Genomic DNA, 19,375 nt, shown 5'->3' with positions numbered 1-19,375 from the left:
TCCTGAATTATGAAATCATCTCTATTATTGCTCACAACGCAGATTAATATTGAGTATTTAAAAAGCCATGCTCAAAAACTGAGCATGGCTTTTGCATGTAATCTAGTATAGGCCGGGCGGCAATTCCTGCACGAAAAGGAAGACCAGAATGGCAACTATATAGCAATAGATGGCAAAATAAAGCAGGCGGCCTTTCTTTAAGAAGTCAATCAGCCAGACAATGCCGATCCAGGAAAAAACAAAGGTAACCACAAAAGAAACAAACAAGGCCTCAACACCGATGGCGGCCCACATATCAGAGGAGAGCTCACCCAGTGCCAAAACCGTGGAGCCTAAAATCACAGGTATTGATAACAGAAATGAATAGCGTACTGCCGTATCACGGTCCAGGCCTGCCCATAAAGCGGTTACCAAGGTAGACCCGGAGCGGGAGATACCGGGCAGCACCGCCACTGTCTGGCCAAGGCCCACGATAACCGAGTCCATGAAAGTCATATGTTCCTCTCTGCGGTCACCATACTTGGTGAATCGTTCGATAATTATCAAAGCGGTGCCGGTTACAGCCAGGGCCCCGGCAATAAATGCGGGAGTCTTCATGGCCTCCTCTACAGCGCCCTTAAGCAGGACACCTAATCCACCGGTAATTACTGTAGCAATAATGATATAAAGTCCAAACATAAACTGAATGCTGTTTTCCGTGTTCTTTTCCCGGAAATATGAGAAGAACCCGATTACCACAGCGACTAATTCCTTACGGAAATAAAGCATTACGGCAAACACCGAGGCAATATGCAAATAGATTTCAAAAGCCAGGCCCGGGAAATTATAGCCTAAGAGTAGCTCTGCAATAATAATATGGGCCGTGCTGGAAATAGGCAAAAACTCTGTAATTCCCTGGACAATACCGAAAATAACTGCTTCAAATAAGTGCAAAAAATCACCCCCAAAAACCAAATTGTACATACCTCATCAGAATAACATGTTGTGCGGGAGCAAGCAAGCAAAAAAAAATCCCTTCCGGGTTTAGGAAGGGTTGGCAAAAGCCGAAATTTATGGGTTTACAGGTCTAACAAATTAAATAAACAAGTTTCAAGCTTGTTTATTGCCTTTTTGTGAACTGCGGTAGTGGAAAAAGGCAGCAATAAAAATGAATGCGGATACGGCAAGCAGAACCCGGGGCAACATGGGCTCCGGTTCATTTAGCTCTGCCCCATATAACCAGCTGGCGCTATGGCCCACACCATCATTGGCTTCAATCCGGGCCACGGGTAAGCTGGTATCGTACTCAAAATATCCTTCGGAGGTTACATTTCCCTGTTCCAGTACCTGCCGGTCTTCATCATAGAGGATAACATCTGCAGTTTGCGCCACTGTGTCGTCGTCAAAAACCACCTGAATCAGGCCGGATTCCACCGGCCTGATTAACATGCGGTGCGCATAGGCCGAAGTTGTGGTTAACAGCAAAACTATAAGTATTGTTATTAAAGTGACGGTCCTTTTTCTAAGCATTATATGCCTCCATTAGAGTACTTTAGTCTTTCTCTGTGCAAACCGCAGCAGCTGATTTGCTTCCGCCGGTGTGCGTGGAGCCATGTCGGTGCCGCTAAAAGCTGTGGCTAGCATGGGAACATTAAGGCTGGCCTCAGTCATTAAATCTTTGTCCTGCAGTAATTCCGCAGTACCTTCCGCCAACACCTGCCCTTTGGACAGGATAATCACGTGGTCCGCCCAGGCATAGGCCATATCTACGTCGTGGGTGGTGATAATAATTGTACATTTCTGGTGAAACAGTTTCTCCAACAGGTCCATAAGCTGGGCGGCAAAACGGGGGTCCAGCCCTGAGAACGGTTCATCAAAGATCAGCAGTTCCGGTTCCATGGCCAGTACTCCGGCAATGGCTACCCGTTTCTTCTGGCCCAAACTTAAGTTATAGGGAGGCTTATCGGCCAAATCGGTAATTCCGGCCAGTTCCATGGCACGCCTGACTCTTGAGTTTACCGTCTGTTCATCCAATTCCAGGTTACGGGGTCCAAAGGCCACATCTTCAGCCACAGTTGTGGAAAAAAGCTGATCTTCCGGAGTATCAAAGAGCATTCCGGCTAACTGCCGGATTTTCAGCACATGCTTTTTATCCACCGGATAATAGCCCATCACGGTAACACTTCCGTCCTGAGGCAGAAGCAAACCGTTTAAATGCTGCAAAAGAGTTGTTTTACCGCTGCCGTTGGCACCAAGCAGAGCTACACGCCTGTATCTGGGAATGGACAGGGAAAGGTTATTGAGGGCTTTTGTTCCATCGGAATATGAATAGTTGAGATTTCTGATTTCTACCGCTTTCAACCCAACCACCTCCATTCCACTATGATTACTGACAATGACAGCATTAGCACAAATCCACATTTAATAATATCCCTCTTGGTAATAGGCTGAGGGTCTCCGGTATGTAACTTACCGGCAAAACCACGGGCAGCCATGGCCCGATAGACAGATTCGGAACGATCCACCGCTTTTAAGAGCAGGCCCCCGGCCATTTCACCATATACGGCCAAGGAACGTTTACTTAGTTTAGGTTGAAAAATTCTTGATGCCAGAGCCCGTTGTGTATTGGCTACCTGCTTTTTAAAAAGAAACACATAACGGTAGGCTAAAAAGAGAACCGACACCATCACCGCCGGCAGGCGCATATGGGCCAGGCCGTTAAAATAGCTTTGTACCGACTGGGTTCCCAGAAGCACCGACATTACGGCAATGGAAGTGAGCGTTTTAAAGACAATAAGACCGGCAAAGGTTACCCGCTCCGGATCAGGGGGAAGGCCTCCTCCCAAAGCCACCGGTGCAGCCATTAACAGCAAGAACGGCACAGCCCACATCATGCGGCACAATAAGGTACGCAGCGGCAGGCCTGCACTAATGGTGGCCAAAAGCACCAGGGTGTAGAGCAAAATAAGTAAAGGCAATGATTGCACACTTACCACACTGAAGACAAAAAGTATGGCTGCCAACGTCTTTGTCCGCGGTTCCCAGTGATGCGCCCATGAGCTTCCCTGTGAGAAGTCAGCACATTTTCCATGGTTGGTTCCCATAATTTAAAATCTCCTTTAGCCTGACTGGGCTTTGTTGTCTGCAAGGCCCAATAAACCCGGCCTGGACCGATAAAGAAAGTTAATGGCAAATCCGGTAACTACTGCTTCCACAATCATTAGCGGTGTATATCCTATGAGCAGAATATTTACAACAGAAAACTGGCCCTCTGCAAATAACTGATCTGTAATAAGCAATAAAAGGACTAACAGCAAAACACAGGCCATAACGCCTATCCCACCTACCAGGGCAGCGCGGGTAAAAACCGACAGGCGCTTAAGGACATAAAACAGTTTAGCGGCAATTAATGCCGGCACAGCTACTAAAATCAGGTTAACCCCCAGAGTGGTTAGGCCCCCGTGATTAAATAATAATGCTTGCAATAATAAGCCGATAAAAATGGCAATGGGTGCTTTAACACCAAGCATAATACCTAAAAGGCCCGCTAAAAGCGGATGAACCGACGTAGGCCCTACCGGCACACTGATGAGGGAAAAGACAAAAAATGCACCGGATAAAAGGCTAAGCCGAGGGATCTCTTCTTCTTTGGTGTTTTTTACCGCATAAACCAGGCTGACCCCGGCAGCAGCTGCCGCCGCACCGGCCACCGGCAAACTTACTACTCCATCAGTAATATGCATATAAACCATTCCTTCCAAAAAGCTTTGCAAAACCTGGAACAAATTGGGGACGGACCTTTTTTAGCACAAAGCAACTAGGGCTTTGCTGGGTGCAGGGGTCAGGGGTGATAAATTCCTGCGAACAAAAGTAAAACCTTAACCATAGGTTGGTTAAGGCTTTAGTGGCAGGCAAAACATACTTCCCGCTTCGTAAGACACCCCCTATGCGCGTAGGTCCAGTGGCTAAACGAAACAAGCAGGTCTACTGGCTTAGGTTCATCGTTTTCTTCCGCCTTCCCAGCCTTTGGGGCCAGTGGCCTGATGGAAGAAAACTCGCCTTTACAGTGGCGGCACCGCACCGGATTCTAACCGGTTTCCCTTTAACCTGATTTGAACTCAGGTCACTTGCTTCTATTTATCCTTATTCAGTTCTACCGGTAGGAACTTATAACGCTTCGCAGTTTGCGAAGCTGCTAAGGAAACCGGTATGGAAAGGCACGCATTGCGGAAACCGAATAGGCGTGACTTTCTTACGTTTTAACATTATTCGACCATTGTTTAATTATTCCTGCCAAGTGATGTAAAGAACTTTAGAAAAAGTGAAATGAATCTCTTTTATCGTTGTGGATATGATAGTGCAGTAGAAGTATCTGCCATTTTATTCCGTAAGCGGAAAGGAGTCCATATGGAAGTTGTAAACCGTGCTATTATCGTCTATGCCTGGTCTTTAATTCTTTTGCGCCTGATGGGTAAAGGGCTGACTTTTCAGCAAAAACCCTACGATTTTGTGGTGATGATGCTCATTGGTTCTGCCTCGGCAGCGCTGATTGTTAACCGGGACGTACCGTTGATTAATGCGCTGGCTGCTTTGGGTGTGCTGGCAATTATGCATACTGTAATTAGCCTTAGCACACTAAACAATCTACTAAAAGGGTTTATCGGCGGCCGGCCCGATCTGGCTATTCGTAACGGGAGAATCGTCAAACAAAATTTAATTAAAAATGCCATTAACGTGGAACAACTGATGGCAGCCCTTCGCAATCAGGGGTACAGGCGTATTCATGATATCGAGTTTGCTATTCTGGAACCAAACGGCCAGCTGTCGGTGATACCAAAGTCACAGGTGCGGCCGGTTACTCCCAAAGATTTGCAAATTAGCACCGTTTATGAGGGAATTGCCACCCCGTTGGTGGTGGAAGGTCAGGTGCTGCGGCAAAACCTGTTTGGCGCCGGGCTTGATGAAAACTGGCTAAAAGCAGAGTTGACAAAAAGAGGGATACGGGGAACGGATGCGGTACTCCTTCTGCTGCTGGATACCGACGGCAGCCTCTATATTGCAGAGCAGCCTCCCCTTAACCCCTTTAAAGCATTTTTTGTGGGTGAGGGCAAAGATAAGCGGCAAGGCAACGATCCTGATATGTAGGAAGACGCTCTTATCTGAAAAACGAAGCTCGCATTATGCGGGCTTCGTTTTTTTCTGATCCTCTGCAACAATATTATTCTGCCAGCCAGTCAATCTCCAACTCAGCAAGCTTACTGATGGTGGGCAGGCCCTGTTCATTTAATCCGGCCATCTGATAGTAGACCTCTCTGGCTTGGGTAAATACGGCTTCATTAAGCTTTTCGCCCCTGCGGGGTCCGTTTGTAATACCGTCGTAAACCCTCGGCGGCAGTACATCGTCGCTGGAGGTGAATCCTTCCCGTCCGTTGAAAGACCTCATCATCACCGATGCCCTTTCACCTGCTTTAAGCATCTCCCACATACTGATGTTCCAGCCGGTTACCGCTTCAACCAGCTGTGCCAGTTTTTCCAGCGACACAATACTTCGTGAAGCATAACCAAAGATACATACGCCCAGGCAGTCATACATTATGGTCATTAAATGTGTATAGTAGATAAGTTTTGCCTTCTGAGCCGAAAGCTCATCGGCCGGTACCGGCTCAGCAACTCCCAGTTGAGCAATGGACTGCATACCGCTGGAGCCTTTTTCAGTATATAGCGTGTCGTGTTGGGCAAACCAGTGGTCTGCGCCATGGCTGGAAATGGCATATTGTAGCGCCAGGCCTGCCTTTACCCTGGGGTCATGGGCTGGAAGTTCCTGTTTTTTTACCTGCAGCAGAAAATTTTCTGTTTCTTTACCCAGTTGCTGCGCCAGACGGTATGAGCCCAGTGCCAGGTCCTTACCAAAACCTTCCTTGAAGGCGGTCATGCGTATCAAATCCAGTAAAATATCTTCATTACCGAAGGTTAGTTCTATACCCCCGGTATCTTCTTTTGTCAAAAAGCCTTTTTCATAGCACTCCATGGCAAAGGAAATGGTCATTCCCAGGCTCATGGTATCCAGCGTATAACGGTTGCACAGCTCATTTGCCTTAGACACCAGTTTGATATCACCAATCCCCAGATTGGAACCCAGACATACCAGAGTTTCATATTCGGGGCCGCCCAATGCGGGGTTGATGGGCATCTCACTGTCCTTGCTCTCCACTACCCGCTTGCAGCGCACGGGGCAGGAAAAACAACCTTTACGTTTAATCAAAATCTTTTCCAGGCTCTGGGCACCTATTTCTTCTGCCCGGTCAAAAACACTCTCTTGCCAGTTCTTTGTTGGTAATGAACCATTGGCGTTCATGGTTGTGATACCGCCTGGTGTACCGTTCCAGTAAAGGCCATAGGCCAGCGCGTGGTCTTTTAAGTTTTTTGCTACCCAACGTGACAAATCTTTGGGAAACTCCTTATCGTAACAAGGAACATTTTCACTTCCCTTAACCACAATGGCTTTAAGGTTTTTGGAACCCATCACAGCCCCCAAACCATTGCGGCCGTTGAAATGTCCTAACTCGTTTACGATGTTAGCCATAAGCACCTGGTTTTCTCCACCGGGGCCGATTTGTAACACCCGGGTACCTTCTCCTTCAGCCTGCTCCAAAGCATTTTGTGTTTCCAGCGTATCTTTACCCCAGACAGCCGCCGCGCTTTTTATCTTCACTGCACCATCTGCAATATTTACATAAACAGGGTCTTTTGCTTTTCCCCTGACAATAATAGCATCATAACCTGCTTTTTTTAACTCAGGCCCCCAAAAGCCACCGGCCTCCGACTTGCCGATGGTATCTGTCAGCGGAGACTTGGCGCAAACAGTATAGCGGGGAACAGCGGGGCCAAAAGAACCGGTAAGAATTCCTGTGGCAAAAATAAGCACGTTATCCGGAGACAACGGTTCGGTGTGGGGAGTAATATTCTTTAGTGCAAAATAGGTGGCAATACCCGGCCCACCCAGATACTTTCTGTAAAAATCCTCACCCATCTTCAGAACATTATGGGTACCGGCAGTCAAATCAATCTCCAAAATCTTCCCGGTATAACCGTAACTCATCTGCATCCTCCTCTCATTAACCGCCGCCAAACAGCGGGTACAAATCTACCCGATCATTGGCCTTAATCTCAGTATCTTTATCGGCAAGCTTTTTGTTTACTAAAACAACACCAATAATTTCCGGCTCAATGCCTATGGCCGCCAGCACGTCCCTTACTTGCCACCCGTCCAAAATCTCAAGCTCTGTCTCAGGCCCTTGGCCCGAATACGTATCCAAAAAGTTGTGTAAAAAAACCCTGATGACTTTCATATTAACCCCTTCCGCCATCCGAGTATTTATTAAGTCCTATAAAGATTATACGACACATAAAACAAGGTTCCTACCCCCATTTTAACATGGACAAAAGGGACAGGTTCATTTGTCCCACAGGAACACGGAGGACTCTGCAATGACGGGCAAGTCAATTGCCTCAATTTCAACGGCGAATTTGAGATAAAATCACCTGTCCCCTTTGATTCGTGGACACTTTAACCTGTCCCTCTGTCCACAAAAAGAGGCTGCCAGCATGTTTGATATGCTTACAGCCTCTTTACTTTCGTTTATTGTTGTTTGTATTTGGGTTCCTGCTGCTGGATATACTGCTGGCGCTGCTGCAATGTTTGCAGGGCGTTGTCCATGTTTTGAGCCAGCTGCTCAAAAGTTTTCTTCGCCTCGGGATCCTGGGTTTCCAATGCAAATGATTTCATGGTGGCGGCAGCACTTTGCACGCCGGAGATAGCCTGCTGCAGTTGAGTACCTACTGTCACATATCTCACCTCCTATGCTGATTATCCCTTGGGTTTAAAAATCAGGGAAGCTATGAAGCCAAAGATGATGGCGGCGGAGATACCGGCACTGGTAACTTCAAAGATTCCGGTTAGAACGCCCACCAGGCCGTTTCTCTCCGCTTCACCGAGAGCACCGCTTACCAGGGCATTACCGAAGCTGCTGATGGGAATGGAGGCGCCGGCCCCGGCAAACTGAATCAGGGGCTCATAAAGCCCCAAAGCGCCTAATACGGCGCCGGTTACCACCAGCGTTACGGTGGTATGGGCCGGTGTAAGTTTAAAGATATCCAACAATATTTGTCCCACAACACAAAACAGACCGCCAACCACAAAGGCTATGAGAAAATCCATAGATTCCTGTCTCCTTTATCTTTCAATGACTACGGCGTGCGCCACACCGGGAATGCTTTCTTTTTGCTGGAAAGAAAGTGGAGATAGAAGAGCCCCTGTGGCTACCACCAGAATTTTGTTCAGCTCACCTTTTTGCATGCGTTTAAGAAAGTGGCCATAGGTTACTGTGGCGGAACAGGCACAGCCGCTGGCGCCGGCAATCACCGGTTGGTCATCTTTATAGATGATCAGGCCGCAGTCCGTTAGCTTTTCTTCAGGGATGTCTGTGCCATGTTTTTTGAATAAATCCACAGCTATCTGATGCCCCACTTTACCCAGGTCTCCCGTGGCAATCAAATCGTAGTGGGAAGCGTCAACACCCAGGTCGCGAAAATGTGATTCAATGGTATCCACTGCGGCGGGAGCCATGGCGGTCCCCATGTTGAAGGGGTCGGAGATACCCAAATCCACCACACGGCCAATGGTGGCAGCAGTCACTTTTGGGCCTTCGCCGCTTCGTCCTACCACAGCGGCACCGGCGCCGGTTACCGTCCACTGGGCGGTGGGGGGCAACTGTGCTCCGTATTCAGTGGGATAGCGAAACTGTTTATTTACAGACCCGTTATGGCTGGAGGTGCCTGCCAGAGTATATTGGGCGCCGCCGGCATTGGTTACAAAGGAGGCCAAGGCCAGTCCCTCCATGGCGCTGGAGCAGGCACCAAAGATGCCTAAGTAGGGAATTCCCAAAGTCCTGGCAGCAAAGCTGGAAGAAATAATCTGATTCATCAGGTCACCGCTAAAGAAGAAGTGAATATCTTCTTTTTTCAGGCCCGCTTTATCAATAGCCTTTTCACAGGCCTGCTCCAGGAGCTTTTTTTCCGCCTTTTCAAAACTTTTTTCACCCAGCCACATGTCATCATGTAAAATATCAAAATCATCGGCCACTGCACCGTTTGCTTCAAAAGGGCCGCCCACCGCTGCGGCACCAAGGATTACCGGCTTATTTTCAAATACCCAAGACTGGTGTCCTTTTAGCATTACATTCCACCTAACTTTTCAATGGTTATGCGGATGATGGCCAAAACAAAAGCAGAGAAGACGCCAAAGGTGATAACTGGTCCGGCAATTTTAAACATGTTGCCGCCTACACCCAATACGTATCCTTCGCTGCGGTGTTCAATGGCGGCAGAGGCCACCGTGTTGGCAAAACCCGTTACCGGAATAATGGTGCCTGCGCCGGCATATTGGGCGATATGGTCATAAACTCCCAGACCGGTCAGCAAAGCTGCGATCATAATCATGGTGGCTACCGTGGGATTGCTGGCCGAGACTTCGGTAAAGTTGAAATAGGTCATATAAAACCAGTGAAAAAACTGGCCTATGGTGGAAATTAAGCCTCCTACCAGAAAAGCACGCAGGCAATTGGTAAGTACCGGCCGTTTTGGCTCGCGTGCCTTGGCCAGAAACTGAAACTCCTGTTGTGGCGGTGGCGCTTTTTTGAACTTTTTATTGGACATTTACTTACCCCCTAACGCAACAGATACGGACGCAACTCTTCTGTCAGACTATGTATCCTCTGCGCATTTTCACTAAACATATCCCTTGCCTGTTGGTCCTGTGTTTCATAAGCATACTTTTCCAGGTCTGCCTCTGCTTTTTGCAGGTTGGCAAAGAGCATCTCCCTGACAGAGGGATTAGCTAGCTGCATGGAATCGTCGAAAACATCAAGGTATAGCTCCCCTGCAGAGTTAACCTGACCCAAAAAAACATTATCCAGGGAAACACCACTACTTTCCAACTGCGTTTGTATCCAGCTTCTGGTCAGGCCCAATTCTGTCAGCGGGTCATGGAGAACGTTGCCGTCTAAGATTACGGTCTGCGGTTCGGTCTGGGGCATCACTTTCCATTCCATATCAAAGGCGGTGATGGGCTTCTTATCCGACTTTAACATCACATTGATATCCCCGGAGGTTTCAAGCACCGCAAACTCTACATCGGCCACACTGAAAACATCCTTGGCCCGTAAATCTTTTAGCAAATCTTCACCGGTAAGCCGGACCTTTTCCAGGTTTTCCTCCATGATTTTGCCCTGTTTAATCAGTACTGTCTCTTTGCCGTGCAAAAGATCATGGACAGCTTTACTGCGCAGTGCCAGATAGTCAAACAAAAGAGGCAGAACCAACCACACGCCCAGTGCCACCAGGCCCAAAGCCAGGTTTTCCACAACTTCCATAATTATCAGGGCGGCAAGAACGGCAATCACTACATTTGCCACAAAGCGAAATGGCGATGTGGTGGGGTGCTTCTTGCCCATAACACGCATGAAAAAGAAGATAATTACAAACAGCCCCAGGGAACGGAATAAAAACAACAGCCATTCAGGCATTTACTACTCACCTCATCCCTTGTATTGTGGCTCCTCAAATTCCAGAGTCTGCAACCGGCCTTCCAGATCAGACAGAATCTGTTCCAGCTTATCTGAAGCCTGGGAGAAAGCCCGGCGAGTTTTCTCATGCTGCGCCTGAGTTGCATAGACTTTAGCCGTTCCCTGTATGCCTTTCAGGCTGACAATGGTCTGCTTTAATTGCGAACCGACTGTCATTTGCCTCACCTCACTTAATAAGACTCCCTCTTATTTTTCACCAAACTAACTTGCTACAATGCAAAAAGCCTAAAAAAAAACCATCCTTTTTGGATGGCATAAATACTTATTTTTCGATGGGACAGGTGGTGGAACTCCAGCCGGCCAGGCCGCCCAATACCACAACGATGTTCTCCATACCTTCACGCTTTAGCAGGCTGGCGGCCACCATGGACCGCAGGCCGCTGGCGCAGAAGATATAGACTTCACGGTTTTGGGGTATCTCCTTTAGATGCCGGGGAAGCTGAGTAAGGTGCACATGGTGCGCTCCGGGGATGCGCCCGTCCCGGTCTAGCTCCTCTTTTGTGCGCACATCAAGAATCCAGGGTTCAAGTCCGTCATCCAGACTACGGCAGAGCTGCTGGACGATGATGGTGTCCACAGATTCACTGGCAAAACCTGCAGTATGCCAGCCAAGCATACCTCCCGACAACGTACCCAGTACATTGTCAAAACCCATGCGGATTAATTGCCTGACGGCAATTTCCAGGTCATGCTGCTCGGCAATTAATAAAATAGGTTTATCGTAGGGCAAAAACCAACCGGCAAAACCGGACAGGCCCCCCATCCAGATAGAAATGGCACCGGGGACATGGGCACCGCTAAAGCTTATGTCACTGCGCACATCTAAAACCACCGCATTTTCCCGGGCTTTACGAAAAGCTTGCGGGTCATAATGTTTAAGCTGTGGCACGGTACTTAACAGGGGCGCACCTTCCACATTTAGCTTTTCCATTTGCAGAAAATAGGGCGGACGCTCCAGCATCATTGCGGTATTTACAATAAATTCATCCCTGCTTGCAAACTTAAGCCGCGGGTTTTTATCCTTCTCCTGGCCGATTGTGGTCCAGGGACGGTCGGCAATGGCTGTGCCGCAGACCGAACCGGGCCCGTGTGCCGGGCAAACCAGTATACCATCACCCAAAGGAAGGATCTTGTTGTACAGTGAGTCATATAGCTGTCCGGCCAGCTCTTCACTCTGCTCTTTGCCCAACAAGTCCACCCGGCCCACATCTCCGGCAAACAGCGTATCACCGGTAAAGACGGCCCAGGGTGAGCCTTCTTTGTCATCAAGGACATAGCTGACAGAGCCGGGGGTATGGCCGGGGGTGTGCATGGCGCGCAGCCGCAAAGAGCCGATTTGCCATGTAGCTCCGTCGGTTACCGGTTTGCCGTATCCATACTCCAATTGAGAATCGGCGTGCCAGATTTGTGCGCCGGTGCGGGCGGCCAACTCCACCGAACCGATACAATAGTCTTCGTTTCTGTGCGTTTCAAAGATATGGGTAATACGCATCCCGGCTCTGGTGGCCTGTTCAATATATTCTTCACAGTCCCGCCTGGGATCAATTACCGCGGCTTCTCCCCTGGTGCCAAAAAGATAAGAATAATGAGAAAGCCCTTCCGATTCAATACGCGAAAAAAGCAATTCCCTCTCTCCTTTTTGCTAAGTTTTAAGACAAAAACAGGGTATGGAAACCCTGTTTTCGTGGTGCTAAAATTTTATGTACTTTTTACTCGGCGGCAGCATTTAACTTGTTTAACAAGTCGGTGGGATCCTGTCCATGCTTGAGGGCCGCCTCATGCACCGTCTCGTTGGTGGCTGACGGACAACCCAAACAATGGATGCCAAGACCCATAAACACTTGGGCAGTGGCAGGGTAGTCAGTGAGAACCTGCGCGATTGTCATATCAGGCTTGATTTTGTTAGCCATTTTGTCACACTCCTTTTTTTATCTGTATATAGTATAGTTAAAACGCCCGGAAAAATCAATCCAGACGGTACTTCTCTTTTAAACGGGCAGCCACACGCTGCAAAAGTTCATAGGCCTGCTCCACCGCTTCTTCATTTCTGGGACCAACCAAATTACATGTGGCCGGTGCCAACTGGGCATTCTGCACTACTTTTTCCTTATCTGCACCCTTGGCTACCAAAGTATCCCAGAGTCCTTCCAGGCGGTCTATAATGGAATCTTCCGTCTCGTTTTCGATTTGCTCTATATGGGAGGGAACGATGCCCCAAGCCAAGACCTTTCCTTCCTCAATAAAGCGCTGCACACTTTCATAGCGGACAATAACATCACCACGATTGTAGGCATCAAAGGAAAGGACGTCGATATCGGCATTGAGTAAGAAATCCCAGTCCGGATTACCGCAGAGGTGGACACCTTTAATACCGTCAATCCCTGCCAAAAGATCGGCCAGGTCGCGCTTGGCCATATCACTGGTATAGCCGGAAATACTGTTAAACACAAACTCCAGGCCCGGTTCATCAAAAAAGATAATGGGGTTGGGATTATGCTGCCGCAAGACGCGATACTGATGATTTATTTTTTCACGGGTGAATTCAAAGAGGACCATGCGGACATCATCATGAAAAATTATGGGCTTGCGGTCTTCATCGGTGATCCGCAGGCCAAATGAGATGGGCCCCATCACCTGCCCCTTAATGGCCGGGTACTTGCTCAAATCATGTTCCAGGAAACGATGAAACACATAGGCATATTTCTCAGATAAAGCGAAAGTATCCGGATCCGCACTTTTTTCCAGGTATGCCGGCAACTCCTCGTAAAAGAGAGCTGTATCCAGCGTGATGCGCTGTTCTTCATCAATTTTTATTCCGGGAAAATGTTCAGAAAACTGAACATACATATCTTCATAATATGAGACGTGGGGCAGCTGTGGCCAAAAGGGTATATCCAGGGAAAAGGCCATTTCTAAAGCTTTGTCCACGTCTTTATGGGGGAGAATTCCCATCGCCGATGTAGCGCAACCTCCAATAACTTGCATGCCATTTCTCCTTTCCAGCACTTTCTCTCATTATAGCATGCGTCAAAAAACGAGGTATTAACAATGAATTAAGGTCTAAGGGCAAAAAAAACTAAACCCGCAGGTTAGTTTTCTTCAGTTTCATCATCTTCTGTTGTTTCTTCATCATCGGTTTGGGCATCCGCCTCATCCTCTGTGGAGTTCTCTTCAAACTGGCTGGGATCACCAATCAGTTGATTCATCTCCGCTTCTGCCTGGGCAATGAAGCCGCGGGCGTTGGCTACCAACTGCTGTTGGTCGGAGGGGTTTAACTCCAGTACTTCATTCCACTGCTCAATGGCGGCAGTGGCATTATTGCGGCCGAAGTATTGGAAGATGCCGTAATTATAACGTGCCTGTACATGGGTAGGATCAGTTTCGATGGCCTTTTCAAACTGCTCTTCAGCCAAATCATAACTGTCGGAGTAGAAGGCCGAGACCGCCCGGTCAACACGGACATTAACGTCATCCGGTTCAATTTCCAGCGCCTTGCCGTAAGGTTCAATTGCATTAGCAAAATTTTCGGCAGTTTTTTCCGCATCATCCATTTCACTGTATACAAGGGCTAACTGATAATAACTGTTGCCCAACTGTGTCCACAGAGCGGCATTATCCGGGGATGACTCCAAACTGTTTTCATACTGACGGATTTGGAATTCCAAATCTTCAATGGTGCCGGCTAAATTACCTCTAGCCGCCGGAGGTGTCATAAATCCTCCCGCTAATCCAATAGCAACAACAGAAAATAGCATGCCGGCTGCTGCCAGAATCACCACAATCTTAACCATCTTCTTATCAAGCCTACGAATAGCACTTTTCTTCTTTCCCATATTACAACCTCCCGGATTGTGCATAGATGGTCAAACATTTAACCTATTCGCTTTATTATAGCATATCCCTTTAATTAATATTTGAACTTTTTGTGAACATTTTCTTTAGTCAATTTAACAGCCCTGGCACGTATACTTTAAAAAGTCCTTTATAAAGGAGGCGCCATGCTAAAAGAACATACGGTTTTCACCATGGCGGCACTGCGGATTCTGTCCGGCCTGCTGGAGGTAGGCGCTGCGCTTATTATTCTCCGTTTCAATAAAATTGAAACGGCGCTGCGCGTAAACGGCGTTTTAGCTGTTATAGGGCCCACAATCCTGCTTTTGGGAATCACCTTAGGGGTAATGGGCCTTTCCGACCGTTTACCGCTGGGCAGAATGCTGATGATTTATGCCGGGGTATTTTTAATTTTTTGGGGAACACGTCGCCTGTAGAGAGCAAAAAACGGAACGGATGCTTTTTTTGGCATCCGTTCCGTTTAGTTTTTAGCGACTCATTTTTGTTGCTGCCACTCAGTTTCCGCTACATTTGCCGCCACGGTCAGCGCTTCCCACACTCCTTTGTACGGTGGCGCATAACACATGTCCACTTCAGCAAACTCTCCTAATGTCATACCATTGGTGATGGCGGTAGCCAAAATATCCGCCCGGTGGGCAACCCCTTCATGCCCCACAATCTGACCGCCCAACAACGTGGCAGTCTTTCTGTCATAGACCAGCTTGATACGGATCTTTCTGGGATTGGGATAATAAATGGCATGATCCAGAGTAGTTACCGTGGTTGACAGCACATCAAAACCGAAATCGCGGGCTGTTTCCTCGGTAAGACCGGTAATGGACACAGCTAAATCAAAAATTTTAGCCACCGATGTGCCCAGTACACCGGCAAATTCCTCCGGCGCACCGCAGGCATTCTGGCCTGCCAACCGGCCCTGACGGTTGGCCGTGGTACCCAGTGGGATATAAACATTTTTATGCAGCAGGCGATGGTATGTTTCAGCGCAGTCACCGGCAGCAAAAACATCGGGCACGTTGGTACGCATCTGACGGTCCACCACCACAGCTCCCTTGAAACCCACTTTGATGCCGGCATTATGAGCCAACTCACAGTTTGGCCTCACGCCGATACTCAAAATTGCCAGATCACAGGGATATTCACCTTTCTCCGTAACCACTGCTTCAACCCGCTCATTTCCCCGGAAAGCCACCAGTCCTTCCCCGGTATGAACATGTACCTGATTTCTTTCCAACTCATCAGAAACGATTTGAGAAAATTCGGAATCAAAATTAACCAGCAATCGTTCTGCTTTTTCTATAACTTGCACCTCTTTGCCTAACAGGCGCAGGTTTTCAGCCACTTCCAACCCGATATACCCGGCCCCCACAATAACAACCCGTTTAACAGAGGGAGATGCCAAAGCATCCTTAACTTTTAGGCCGTCGTTTAAGGTGCGTAAGGTATAAACTCCGGGGAGATCAACTCCCGGCAGATTCGGAACAATTGCCCGGGCGCCGGTGGCATAAATCAGCTTACTGTAGGGCTGTTTTTTGATTTCACCGCTATCCAGATCTTTAACCTGTAGTTCTTTGGCTTCGGTATCAATGGAAAGAACTTCATGTTTGGTCAACACCGCAATTCCCAGTCGTTCATCATAATATTGTGGTGTACGAATCACCATCTTATTATGGTCAGGAATCACATCAGAGAGATAATAAGGGATTCCGCATGCTCCGTAGGAAACATATTCGGATTTTTCAAAAACCACCACAGGCAAATCCGGCTGCAGGCGTCTCGCTTTTGATGCGGCACTCATGCCGGCGGCTACCCCACCGATTATAACTAAAGGATGCTGCATATAAAAACTCACCTCCGTGCTCTTTGTATTCGGCGCTCAATGTAGCTTTCCTGCAACAAAAACGCGTCGTTATCTTTTTGTAAGCATTGTCAGGGAATATTTTCCCGCTTTTCGGTGACGCTATGGGTATTAAACATTTGCAGGTGATGCTATTTTGAACGTATACCAGATGCCGATTTGGGAACTTCAGTCTTTGCCCGGCTTAAAACAGGTGGAAGCAAGGTTACGGGAGCTTAGTCGCGGTGAGGATTCCTGGACCCCTTTGTTTTCCGACTCCGTTATTCGCGGCGGCAAGCGACTGCGTCCCGCCATGGTTTTACTTTGCGGGTCCTTTTATGCATCTCCGCAAACTGAACTTGTGGATATGGCAACAGCCATTGAATTGATTCATACCGCTTCCCTTGTTCATGACGATGTCATAGACCATGCCGCTTCCCGGCGCGGCCACCCCACCGTTTCCGCCAAGTGGGGAGACCACCAGGCGGTGCTCTACGGTGATTTTCTTTTTGCCCGTGCCTTTTCCCTCCTGACCAAACATGGCCAGGTAGGAGTCCTGGAAAATATGACCCGTGCCATCAGCCTGATGTGCGAAGGTGAAATCGAGCAGGCCGCTTCACGGTTTAACCCCAATGTAACAGAAGCAGATTACATTTCCTACATCCATAAGAAAACTGCCTATTTTATTTCCGCCTGCTGCCTGGCCGGGGCAGAAGCATGTGACATGCCGCCTGCGGAAAAAAAGGCGCTGGCCACCTTCGGCCTGCAGCTGGGGTATGCGTTTCAGATGATAGATGACTTATTGGATTACACTGCAAACCCGGGAGCTTTAGGCAAACCGACGCTACAGGATTTAAAAGAAGGGTACCTGACCCTTCCTGTTATTCGCCTGCTTAAGGAACCACGCTTTGCACTCCATGTCCGCAAGATTATTGAAAACCGTGACTTCACCGCCAACAATATGGAATTTATCTCCAGAGCTCTCCAGGAGTGCGGAATTTTGCAACAAACCCAGGAAAGAGCGAGAACATTGATTGACCGGGCCAAGCGAAACCTGGAGAAGCTGCCCCAAAAACCACCAAAGATCATCCTGTCCCGTCTGGCCGATTATGTGGTGCGGCGCACATGTTAACAATCAGATAATACCCTTACTGCGTAAAGCCAGACAGACTTTATACAGCCAAAATGTTTCCGTTCCACCATATCGCAGCAACTGCTGCGATATTTTATTACGGCCCGACTGGGACGCTTTGGGATCTGACAAATACATGGCCAAAAGACCAATGGCTACGGTGCGGTGAAACCCGGAGCGCGGCATAGTCTCTACCCGCTGCATCGCCTCCTGGGCAAACTGCTTTAAACCTTCTTCCATGGCCATTTGTGTGGGGTAAAACGAAACGAAATTTAAATCACCAAATTCACGGTCTTCATCCAGATCAATAAAGTAATCCAGCAGAATATGCAGGCCGCAAACCCAGGGAAAGTAGCATGCCAACAGCTCCCTTCTTTGCTCCGAAGACACCGGACCAGCCGAAGCCATGGCCGCCAGGGCAAACATTGCCAAAGTTGAACCGGTTGCAGCGGCAAACTCCCACCAATACAACTGCAGGGTCGGATCTTTTTCCCGCTCAAACCAGGAAACCAACTGCTCTACCCTCAGTCTCTTCTCCATGTGCTTATAAACCTGCAAGTCAGAGTACAAACTGACAAGCCCCACCAAATCAGCCTTAATATCGCCATAACCGGGAAAAGCAGCCACCGTTTCCCGGCATACCTTTACCAGCAAATCCAAATACCCACCGTCATTTTGGTGGGGATAACTATCATACCAATGGGTAAGCGGCAAATCGGTATCAACTGCCGCCCGCATGGCCTGGTGGAGGGTGCGGAATGTGGTGTCATCGGCTCCTTCCACCCGGTCACAAAGGTTATCCAGATAATCACTGATGGTCTGCAGCGCCACAATAAAACGCACCATCTCCCGGGTCTTGCCACCGGTATAGAGAGAAAAAATAGCTCCACCCTGACAGTGAAACCGCTTCATTTTCATACTGGCCAAAGCCTGCCGGCGCAGCTCTTCATCAGGAATGGCCGAAGCCTTCACACGCCACAACTTCAAATCGTGCTCAACCATGGGAAAAACACGAAAAATATAGGGAAAAATAACAGCTCTATCCTTTGACCTCTCCCAAACAGATAACGTCATACTTATCCTCCCGTCGCCACGGTGTTCCCTATAGTATACCACAAGCACCCATTTTTATGGCTTAGAACAGGGGAACCCCGTTCTTTCTTGTCTGGCAAATCCGAATTTAGCACTTAAAGCAGGGATTAATATAAAAATAGTCGAACAATACCGCAGGAGTTGATACAATGAAAAAAATGGCCTTTGGTTTTAAGGAAATCAGGGAACACATTTTAGACAAGCCCGAGGATATGACCCAATACGCCTGCACACAAATGGATGCAGTGCAAAAGGTTTTAAAAGACATGCCTGATTACACCTGCCCTGCATCCTGCAACGATTGCTGCCACGGCTCGATTCTAATGTCTTATGTGGAGTATGTGGGAATTTTAAAATGCCTGCGGGAACGCTACAGCCCGGAAGAACTGGAGCAATTGTTTGCCGAGCGCCTTGGTGTCCTGGAAGAAGAGGGGAAACTGCTTTGCCCATTTGTGAGGGACGAGCGAGAAAAAGAACACTGTGCAATTTATACACACCGCCCTTTAATCTGTCGGGTATTTGGCACCACCGCTTCTCCGTGCAGCGTCAAGGAACTGGAACCGGCACATTTGCCGGAGGCGCCTTTTTACCGGGCCTATAACATGCTCTACTATATGGAAGACGGCAGTTTTATCGGCCTGCCGCTAACCGATGATTTGGCACTTTATGAAGCTCCTTTTGATATCTGGGCCATTGCCGACAGCGGACAGACTGAGGAATTAATTGACCTCTTTAACGAGCACGGCAGCATGCGGGCAGTGATATGCGATGTCCCACAAAACCGCTTTTTCACCTTGCTGCCTGATGGCACCCGTCAATACCTGGAATAGAAAGTGGGACAAG

General features: G+C 48.3%; 23 protein-coding genes and 1 riboswitch. Of the genes, 4 read left to right on the top strand and 19 right to left on the bottom strand.

Translation table 11 applies throughout. The features are described 5' to 3' along the window. Nucleotides 1-102: 102 nt before the first annotated feature. The 5 genes from DEALDRAFT_RS00340 to DEALDRAFT_RS00320 form a co-directional block, all read right to left on the bottom strand. Nucleotides 103-933 carry an undecaprenyl-diphosphate phosphatase gene (locus tag DEALDRAFT_RS00340; protein WP_040378270.1) on the bottom strand — a complete coding sequence of 277 codons (831 nt, stop codon included), beginning with the start codon at nt 931-933 and terminating at the stop codon, nt 103-105. Nucleotides 934-1,089: 156 nt separating this feature from the next. Next, nucleotides 1,090-1,509 (bottom strand): hypothetical protein, encoded by a 420-nt coding sequence (locus tag DEALDRAFT_RS00335; RefSeq protein ID WP_008513771.1) that lies wholly within the window; start codon nt 1,507-1,509, stop codon nt 1,090-1,092. A gap of 12 nt (nt 1,510-1,521) precedes the next feature. Continuing rightward, nucleotides 1,522-2,349 carry an energy-coupling factor ABC transporter ATP-binding protein gene (locus DEALDRAFT_RS00330; protein ID WP_395857716.1) on the bottom strand — a complete coding sequence of 276 codons (828 nt, stop codon included), beginning with the start codon at nt 2,347-2,349 and terminating at the stop codon, nt 1,522-1,524. Continuing rightward, nucleotides 2,337-3,083 (bottom strand): energy-coupling factor transporter transmembrane component T family protein, encoded by a 747-nt coding sequence (locus DEALDRAFT_RS00325; RefSeq protein ID WP_008513768.1) that lies wholly within the window; start codon nt 3,081-3,083, stop codon nt 2,337-2,339. The genes DEALDRAFT_RS00330 and DEALDRAFT_RS00325 overlap by 13 nt, the downstream gene beginning before the upstream one ends. A gap of 15 nt (nt 3,084-3,098) precedes the next feature. Continuing rightward, nucleotides 3,099-3,731, bottom strand: coding sequence for a CbiM family transporter (locus DEALDRAFT_RS00320; RefSeq protein ID WP_083798573.1), 633 nt, complete (start codon nt 3,729-3,731; stop codon nt 3,099-3,101). 208 nt (nt 3,732-3,939) lie between these two features. Then, a riboswitch (cobalamin riboswitch) is annotated at nt 3,940-4,125 on the bottom strand. A 261-nt stretch (nt 4,126-4,386) separates the two neighbouring features. Here DEALDRAFT_RS00320 and DEALDRAFT_RS00315 point away from each other — a divergent pair. Further along, the gene (locus DEALDRAFT_RS00315; protein ID WP_008513760.1) at nt 4,387-5,124 is read left to right on the top strand and encodes a DUF421 domain-containing protein; all 738 of its coding nucleotides are present in this window, start codon (nt 4,387-4,389) and stop codon (nt 5,122-5,124) included. Between the two features lie 73 nt (nt 5,125-5,197). Here the strand turns inward: DEALDRAFT_RS00315 and DEALDRAFT_RS00310 are convergent, their stop codons facing one another. The 12 genes from DEALDRAFT_RS00310 to DEALDRAFT_RS00255 all read right to left on the bottom strand — a co-directional run bounded on the left by DEALDRAFT_RS00310 (nt 5,198) and on the right by DEALDRAFT_RS00255 (nt 14,455). Next, complete coding sequence (locus tag DEALDRAFT_RS00310) at nt 5,198-7,078, bottom strand: aldehyde ferredoxin oxidoreductase family protein (RefSeq protein WP_008513758.1); 1,881 nt, start codon at nt 7,076-7,078, stop codon at nt 5,198-5,200. 16 nt (nt 7,079-7,094) lie between these two features. After that, complete coding sequence (locus tag DEALDRAFT_RS00305) at nt 7,095-7,328, bottom strand: MoaD/ThiS family protein (protein WP_008513757.1); 234 nt, start codon at nt 7,326-7,328, stop codon at nt 7,095-7,097. Nucleotides 7,329-7,618: 290 nt separating this feature from the next. Next, the gene (locus DEALDRAFT_RS00300) at nt 7,619-7,825 is read right to left on the bottom strand and encodes a DUF1657 domain-containing protein (protein ID WP_008513755.1); all 207 of its coding nucleotides are present in this window, start codon (nt 7,823-7,825) and stop codon (nt 7,619-7,621) included. Between the two features lie 21 nt (nt 7,826-7,846). Then, a complete protein-coding gene (gene spoVAE / locus DEALDRAFT_RS00295; RefSeq protein ID WP_008513753.1) occupies nt 7,847-8,197 on the bottom strand; it encodes a stage V sporulation protein AE in 351 nt (116 codons plus the stop codon). A gap of 15 nt (nt 8,198-8,212) precedes the next feature. Continuing rightward, nucleotides 8,213-9,214 (bottom strand): stage V sporulation protein AD, encoded by a 1,002-nt coding sequence (spoVAD, locus tag DEALDRAFT_RS00290; RefSeq protein WP_008513752.1) that lies wholly within the window; start codon nt 9,212-9,214, stop codon nt 8,213-8,215. After that, nucleotides 9,214-9,693: a stage V sporulation protein AC gene (gene spoVAC, locus DEALDRAFT_RS00285; RefSeq protein WP_008513750.1), complete on the bottom strand. Its 480-nt coding sequence runs from the start codon at nt 9,691-9,693 to the stop codon at nt 9,214-9,216. Before spoVAC ends, spoVAD begins: the two co-directional genes overlap by 1 nt. 11 nt (nt 9,694-9,704) lie before the next feature. Then, nucleotides 9,705-10,562 (bottom strand): DUF421 domain-containing protein, encoded by an 858-nt coding sequence (locus DEALDRAFT_RS00280; protein ID WP_008513747.1) that lies wholly within the window; start codon nt 10,560-10,562, stop codon nt 9,705-9,707. A gap of 12 nt (nt 10,563-10,574) precedes the next feature. Continuing rightward, the gene (locus DEALDRAFT_RS00275; protein WP_008513746.1) at nt 10,575-10,778 is read right to left on the bottom strand and encodes a DUF1657 domain-containing protein; all 204 of its coding nucleotides are present in this window, start codon (nt 10,776-10,778) and stop codon (nt 10,575-10,577) included. A 106-nt stretch (nt 10,779-10,884) separates the two neighbouring features. Next, entirely contained in the window at nt 10,885-12,246 is a 1,362-nt protein-coding gene (locus tag DEALDRAFT_RS00270; RefSeq protein WP_008513744.1) for an MBL fold metallo-hydrolase, read from the bottom strand. Nucleotides 12,247-12,331: 85 nt separating this feature from the next. After that, nucleotides 12,332-12,532: a DUF1858 domain-containing protein gene (locus tag DEALDRAFT_RS00265; protein ID WP_008513743.1), complete on the bottom strand. Its 201-nt coding sequence runs from the start codon at nt 12,530-12,532 to the stop codon at nt 12,332-12,334. A 55-nt stretch (nt 12,533-12,587) separates the two neighbouring features. Beyond that, the gene (locus tag DEALDRAFT_RS00260; RefSeq protein WP_008513742.1) at nt 12,588-13,607 is read right to left on the bottom strand and encodes a uroporphyrinogen decarboxylase/cobalamine-independent methonine synthase family protein; all 1,020 of its coding nucleotides are present in this window, start codon (nt 13,605-13,607) and stop codon (nt 12,588-12,590) included. A gap of 104 nt (nt 13,608-13,711) precedes the next feature. Then, on the bottom strand, nt 13,712-14,455 hold the full coding sequence (locus tag DEALDRAFT_RS00255; RefSeq protein WP_008513740.1) for a tetratricopeptide repeat protein: 744 nt from the start codon (nt 14,453-14,455) through the stop codon (nt 13,712-13,714). Between the two features lie 165 nt (nt 14,456-14,620). Here DEALDRAFT_RS00255 and DEALDRAFT_RS00250 point away from each other — a divergent pair, with 165 nt between their 5' ends. Further along, nucleotides 14,621-14,890 (top strand): YqhV family protein, encoded by a 270-nt coding sequence (locus tag DEALDRAFT_RS00250; RefSeq protein WP_008513739.1) that lies wholly within the window; start codon nt 14,621-14,623, stop codon nt 14,888-14,890. 59 nt (nt 14,891-14,949) lie between these two features. Here the strand turns inward: DEALDRAFT_RS00250 and DEALDRAFT_RS00245 are convergent, their stop codons facing one another. Further along, nucleotides 14,950-16,311 (bottom strand): CoA-disulfide reductase, encoded by a 1,362-nt coding sequence (locus tag DEALDRAFT_RS00245; protein ID WP_008513738.1) that lies wholly within the window; start codon nt 16,309-16,311, stop codon nt 14,950-14,952. A 154-nt stretch (nt 16,312-16,465) separates the two neighbouring features. On the opposite strand from DEALDRAFT_RS00245, the gene DEALDRAFT_RS00240 reads away from it, so the two are divergent. Beyond that, complete coding sequence (locus tag DEALDRAFT_RS00240) at nt 16,466-17,440, top strand: polyprenyl synthetase family protein (RefSeq protein WP_008513737.1); 975 nt, start codon at nt 16,466-16,468, stop codon at nt 17,438-17,440. A gap of 3 nt (nt 17,441-17,443) precedes the next feature. On the opposite strand, the gene DEALDRAFT_RS00235 is transcribed toward DEALDRAFT_RS00240, so the two are convergent. After that, nucleotides 17,444-18,514 carry a tetraprenyl-beta-curcumene synthase family protein gene (locus tag DEALDRAFT_RS00235; RefSeq protein ID WP_008513735.1) on the bottom strand — a complete coding sequence of 357 codons (1,071 nt, stop codon included), beginning with the start codon at nt 18,512-18,514 and terminating at the stop codon, nt 17,444-17,446. 167 nt (nt 18,515-18,681) lie between these two features. Here DEALDRAFT_RS00235 and DEALDRAFT_RS00230 point away from each other — a divergent pair, with 167 nt between their 5' ends. After that, a complete protein-coding gene (locus DEALDRAFT_RS00230) occupies nt 18,682-19,362 on the top strand; it encodes a YkgJ family cysteine cluster protein (protein ID WP_008513734.1) in 681 nt (226 codons plus the stop codon). Nucleotides 19,363-19,375: the final 13 nt, after the last annotated feature.

It is taken from the genome of Dethiobacter alkaliphilus AHT 1 (assembly GCF_000174415.1).
Taxonomy (GTDB): domain Bacteria; phylum Bacillota; class Dethiobacteria; order Dethiobacterales; family Dethiobacteraceae; genus Dethiobacter; species Dethiobacter alkaliphilus.
Note: the sequence above shows the minus strand (reverse complement) of the source record. Positions and strands in the feature narration are given on the sequence as shown.

What these genes read in the sequence shown, in the direction of transcription:
- spoVAD (WP_008513752.1), bottom strand. Translation starts at nt 9,214, where the DNA reads ATGCTAAAAGGACACCAGTCTTGGGTATTTGAAAATAAGCCGGTAATC.
- DEALDRAFT_RS00255 (WP_008513740.1), bottom strand. Translation starts at nt 14,455, where the DNA reads ATGGGAAAGAAGAAAAGTGCTATTCGTAGGCTTGATAAGAAGATGGTT.
- DEALDRAFT_RS00280 (WP_008513747.1), bottom strand. Translation starts at nt 10,562, where the DNA reads ATGCCTGAATGGCTGTTGTTTTTATTCCGTTCCCTGGGGCTGTTTGTA.
- DEALDRAFT_RS00250 (WP_008513739.1), top strand. Translation starts at nt 14,621, where the DNA reads ATGCTAAAAGAACATACGGTTTTCACCATGGCGGCACTGCGGATTCTG.
- spoVAE (WP_008513753.1), bottom strand. Translation starts at nt 8,197, where the DNA reads ATGGATTTTCTCATAGCCTTTGTGGTTGGCGGTCTGTTTTGTGTTGTG.
- DEALDRAFT_RS00230 (WP_008513734.1), top strand. Translation starts at nt 18,682, where the DNA reads ATGAAAAAAATGGCCTTTGGTTTTAAGGAAATCAGGGAACACATTTTA.
- DEALDRAFT_RS00260 (WP_008513742.1), bottom strand. Translation starts at nt 13,607, where the DNA reads ATGCAAGTTATTGGAGGTTGCGCTACATCGGCGATGGGAATTCTCCCC.
- DEALDRAFT_RS00325 (WP_008513768.1), bottom strand. Translation starts at nt 3,083, where the DNA reads ATGGGAACCAACCATGGAAAATGTGCTGACTTCTCACAGGGAAGCTCA.
- DEALDRAFT_RS00245 (WP_008513738.1), bottom strand. Translation starts at nt 16,311, where the DNA reads ATGCAGCATCCTTTAGTTATAATCGGTGGGGTAGCCGCCGGCATGAGT.
- DEALDRAFT_RS00315 (WP_008513760.1), top strand. Translation starts at nt 4,387, where the DNA reads ATGGAAGTTGTAAACCGTGCTATTATCGTCTATGCCTGGTCTTTAATT.
- DEALDRAFT_RS00310 (WP_008513758.1), bottom strand. Translation starts at nt 7,078, where the DNA reads ATGAGTTACGGTTATACCGGGAAGATTTTGGAGATTGATTTGACTGCC.
- DEALDRAFT_RS00275 (WP_008513746.1), bottom strand. Translation starts at nt 10,778, where the DNA reads ATGACAGTCGGTTCGCAATTAAAGCAGACCATTGTCAGCCTGAAAGGC.
- DEALDRAFT_RS00305 (WP_008513757.1), bottom strand. Translation starts at nt 7,328, where the DNA reads ATGAAAGTCATCAGGGTTTTTTTACACAACTTTTTGGATACGTATTCG.
- DEALDRAFT_RS00320 (WP_083798573.1), bottom strand. Translation starts at nt 3,731, where the DNA reads ATGGTTTATATGCATATTACTGATGGAGTAGTAAGTTTGCCGGTGGCC.
- DEALDRAFT_RS00265 (WP_008513743.1), bottom strand. Translation starts at nt 12,532, where the DNA reads ATGGCTAACAAAATCAAGCCTGATATGACAATCGCGCAGGTTCTCACT.
- spoVAC (WP_008513750.1), bottom strand. Translation starts at nt 9,693, where the DNA reads ATGTCCAATAAAAAGTTCAAAAAAGCGCCACCGCCACAACAGGAGTTT.
- DEALDRAFT_RS00235 (WP_008513735.1), bottom strand. Translation starts at nt 18,514, where the DNA reads ATGACGTTATCTGTTTGGGAGAGGTCAAAGGATAGAGCTGTTATTTTT.
- DEALDRAFT_RS00335 (WP_008513771.1), bottom strand. Translation starts at nt 1,509, where the DNA reads ATGCTTAGAAAAAGGACCGTCACTTTAATAACAATACTTATAGTTTTG.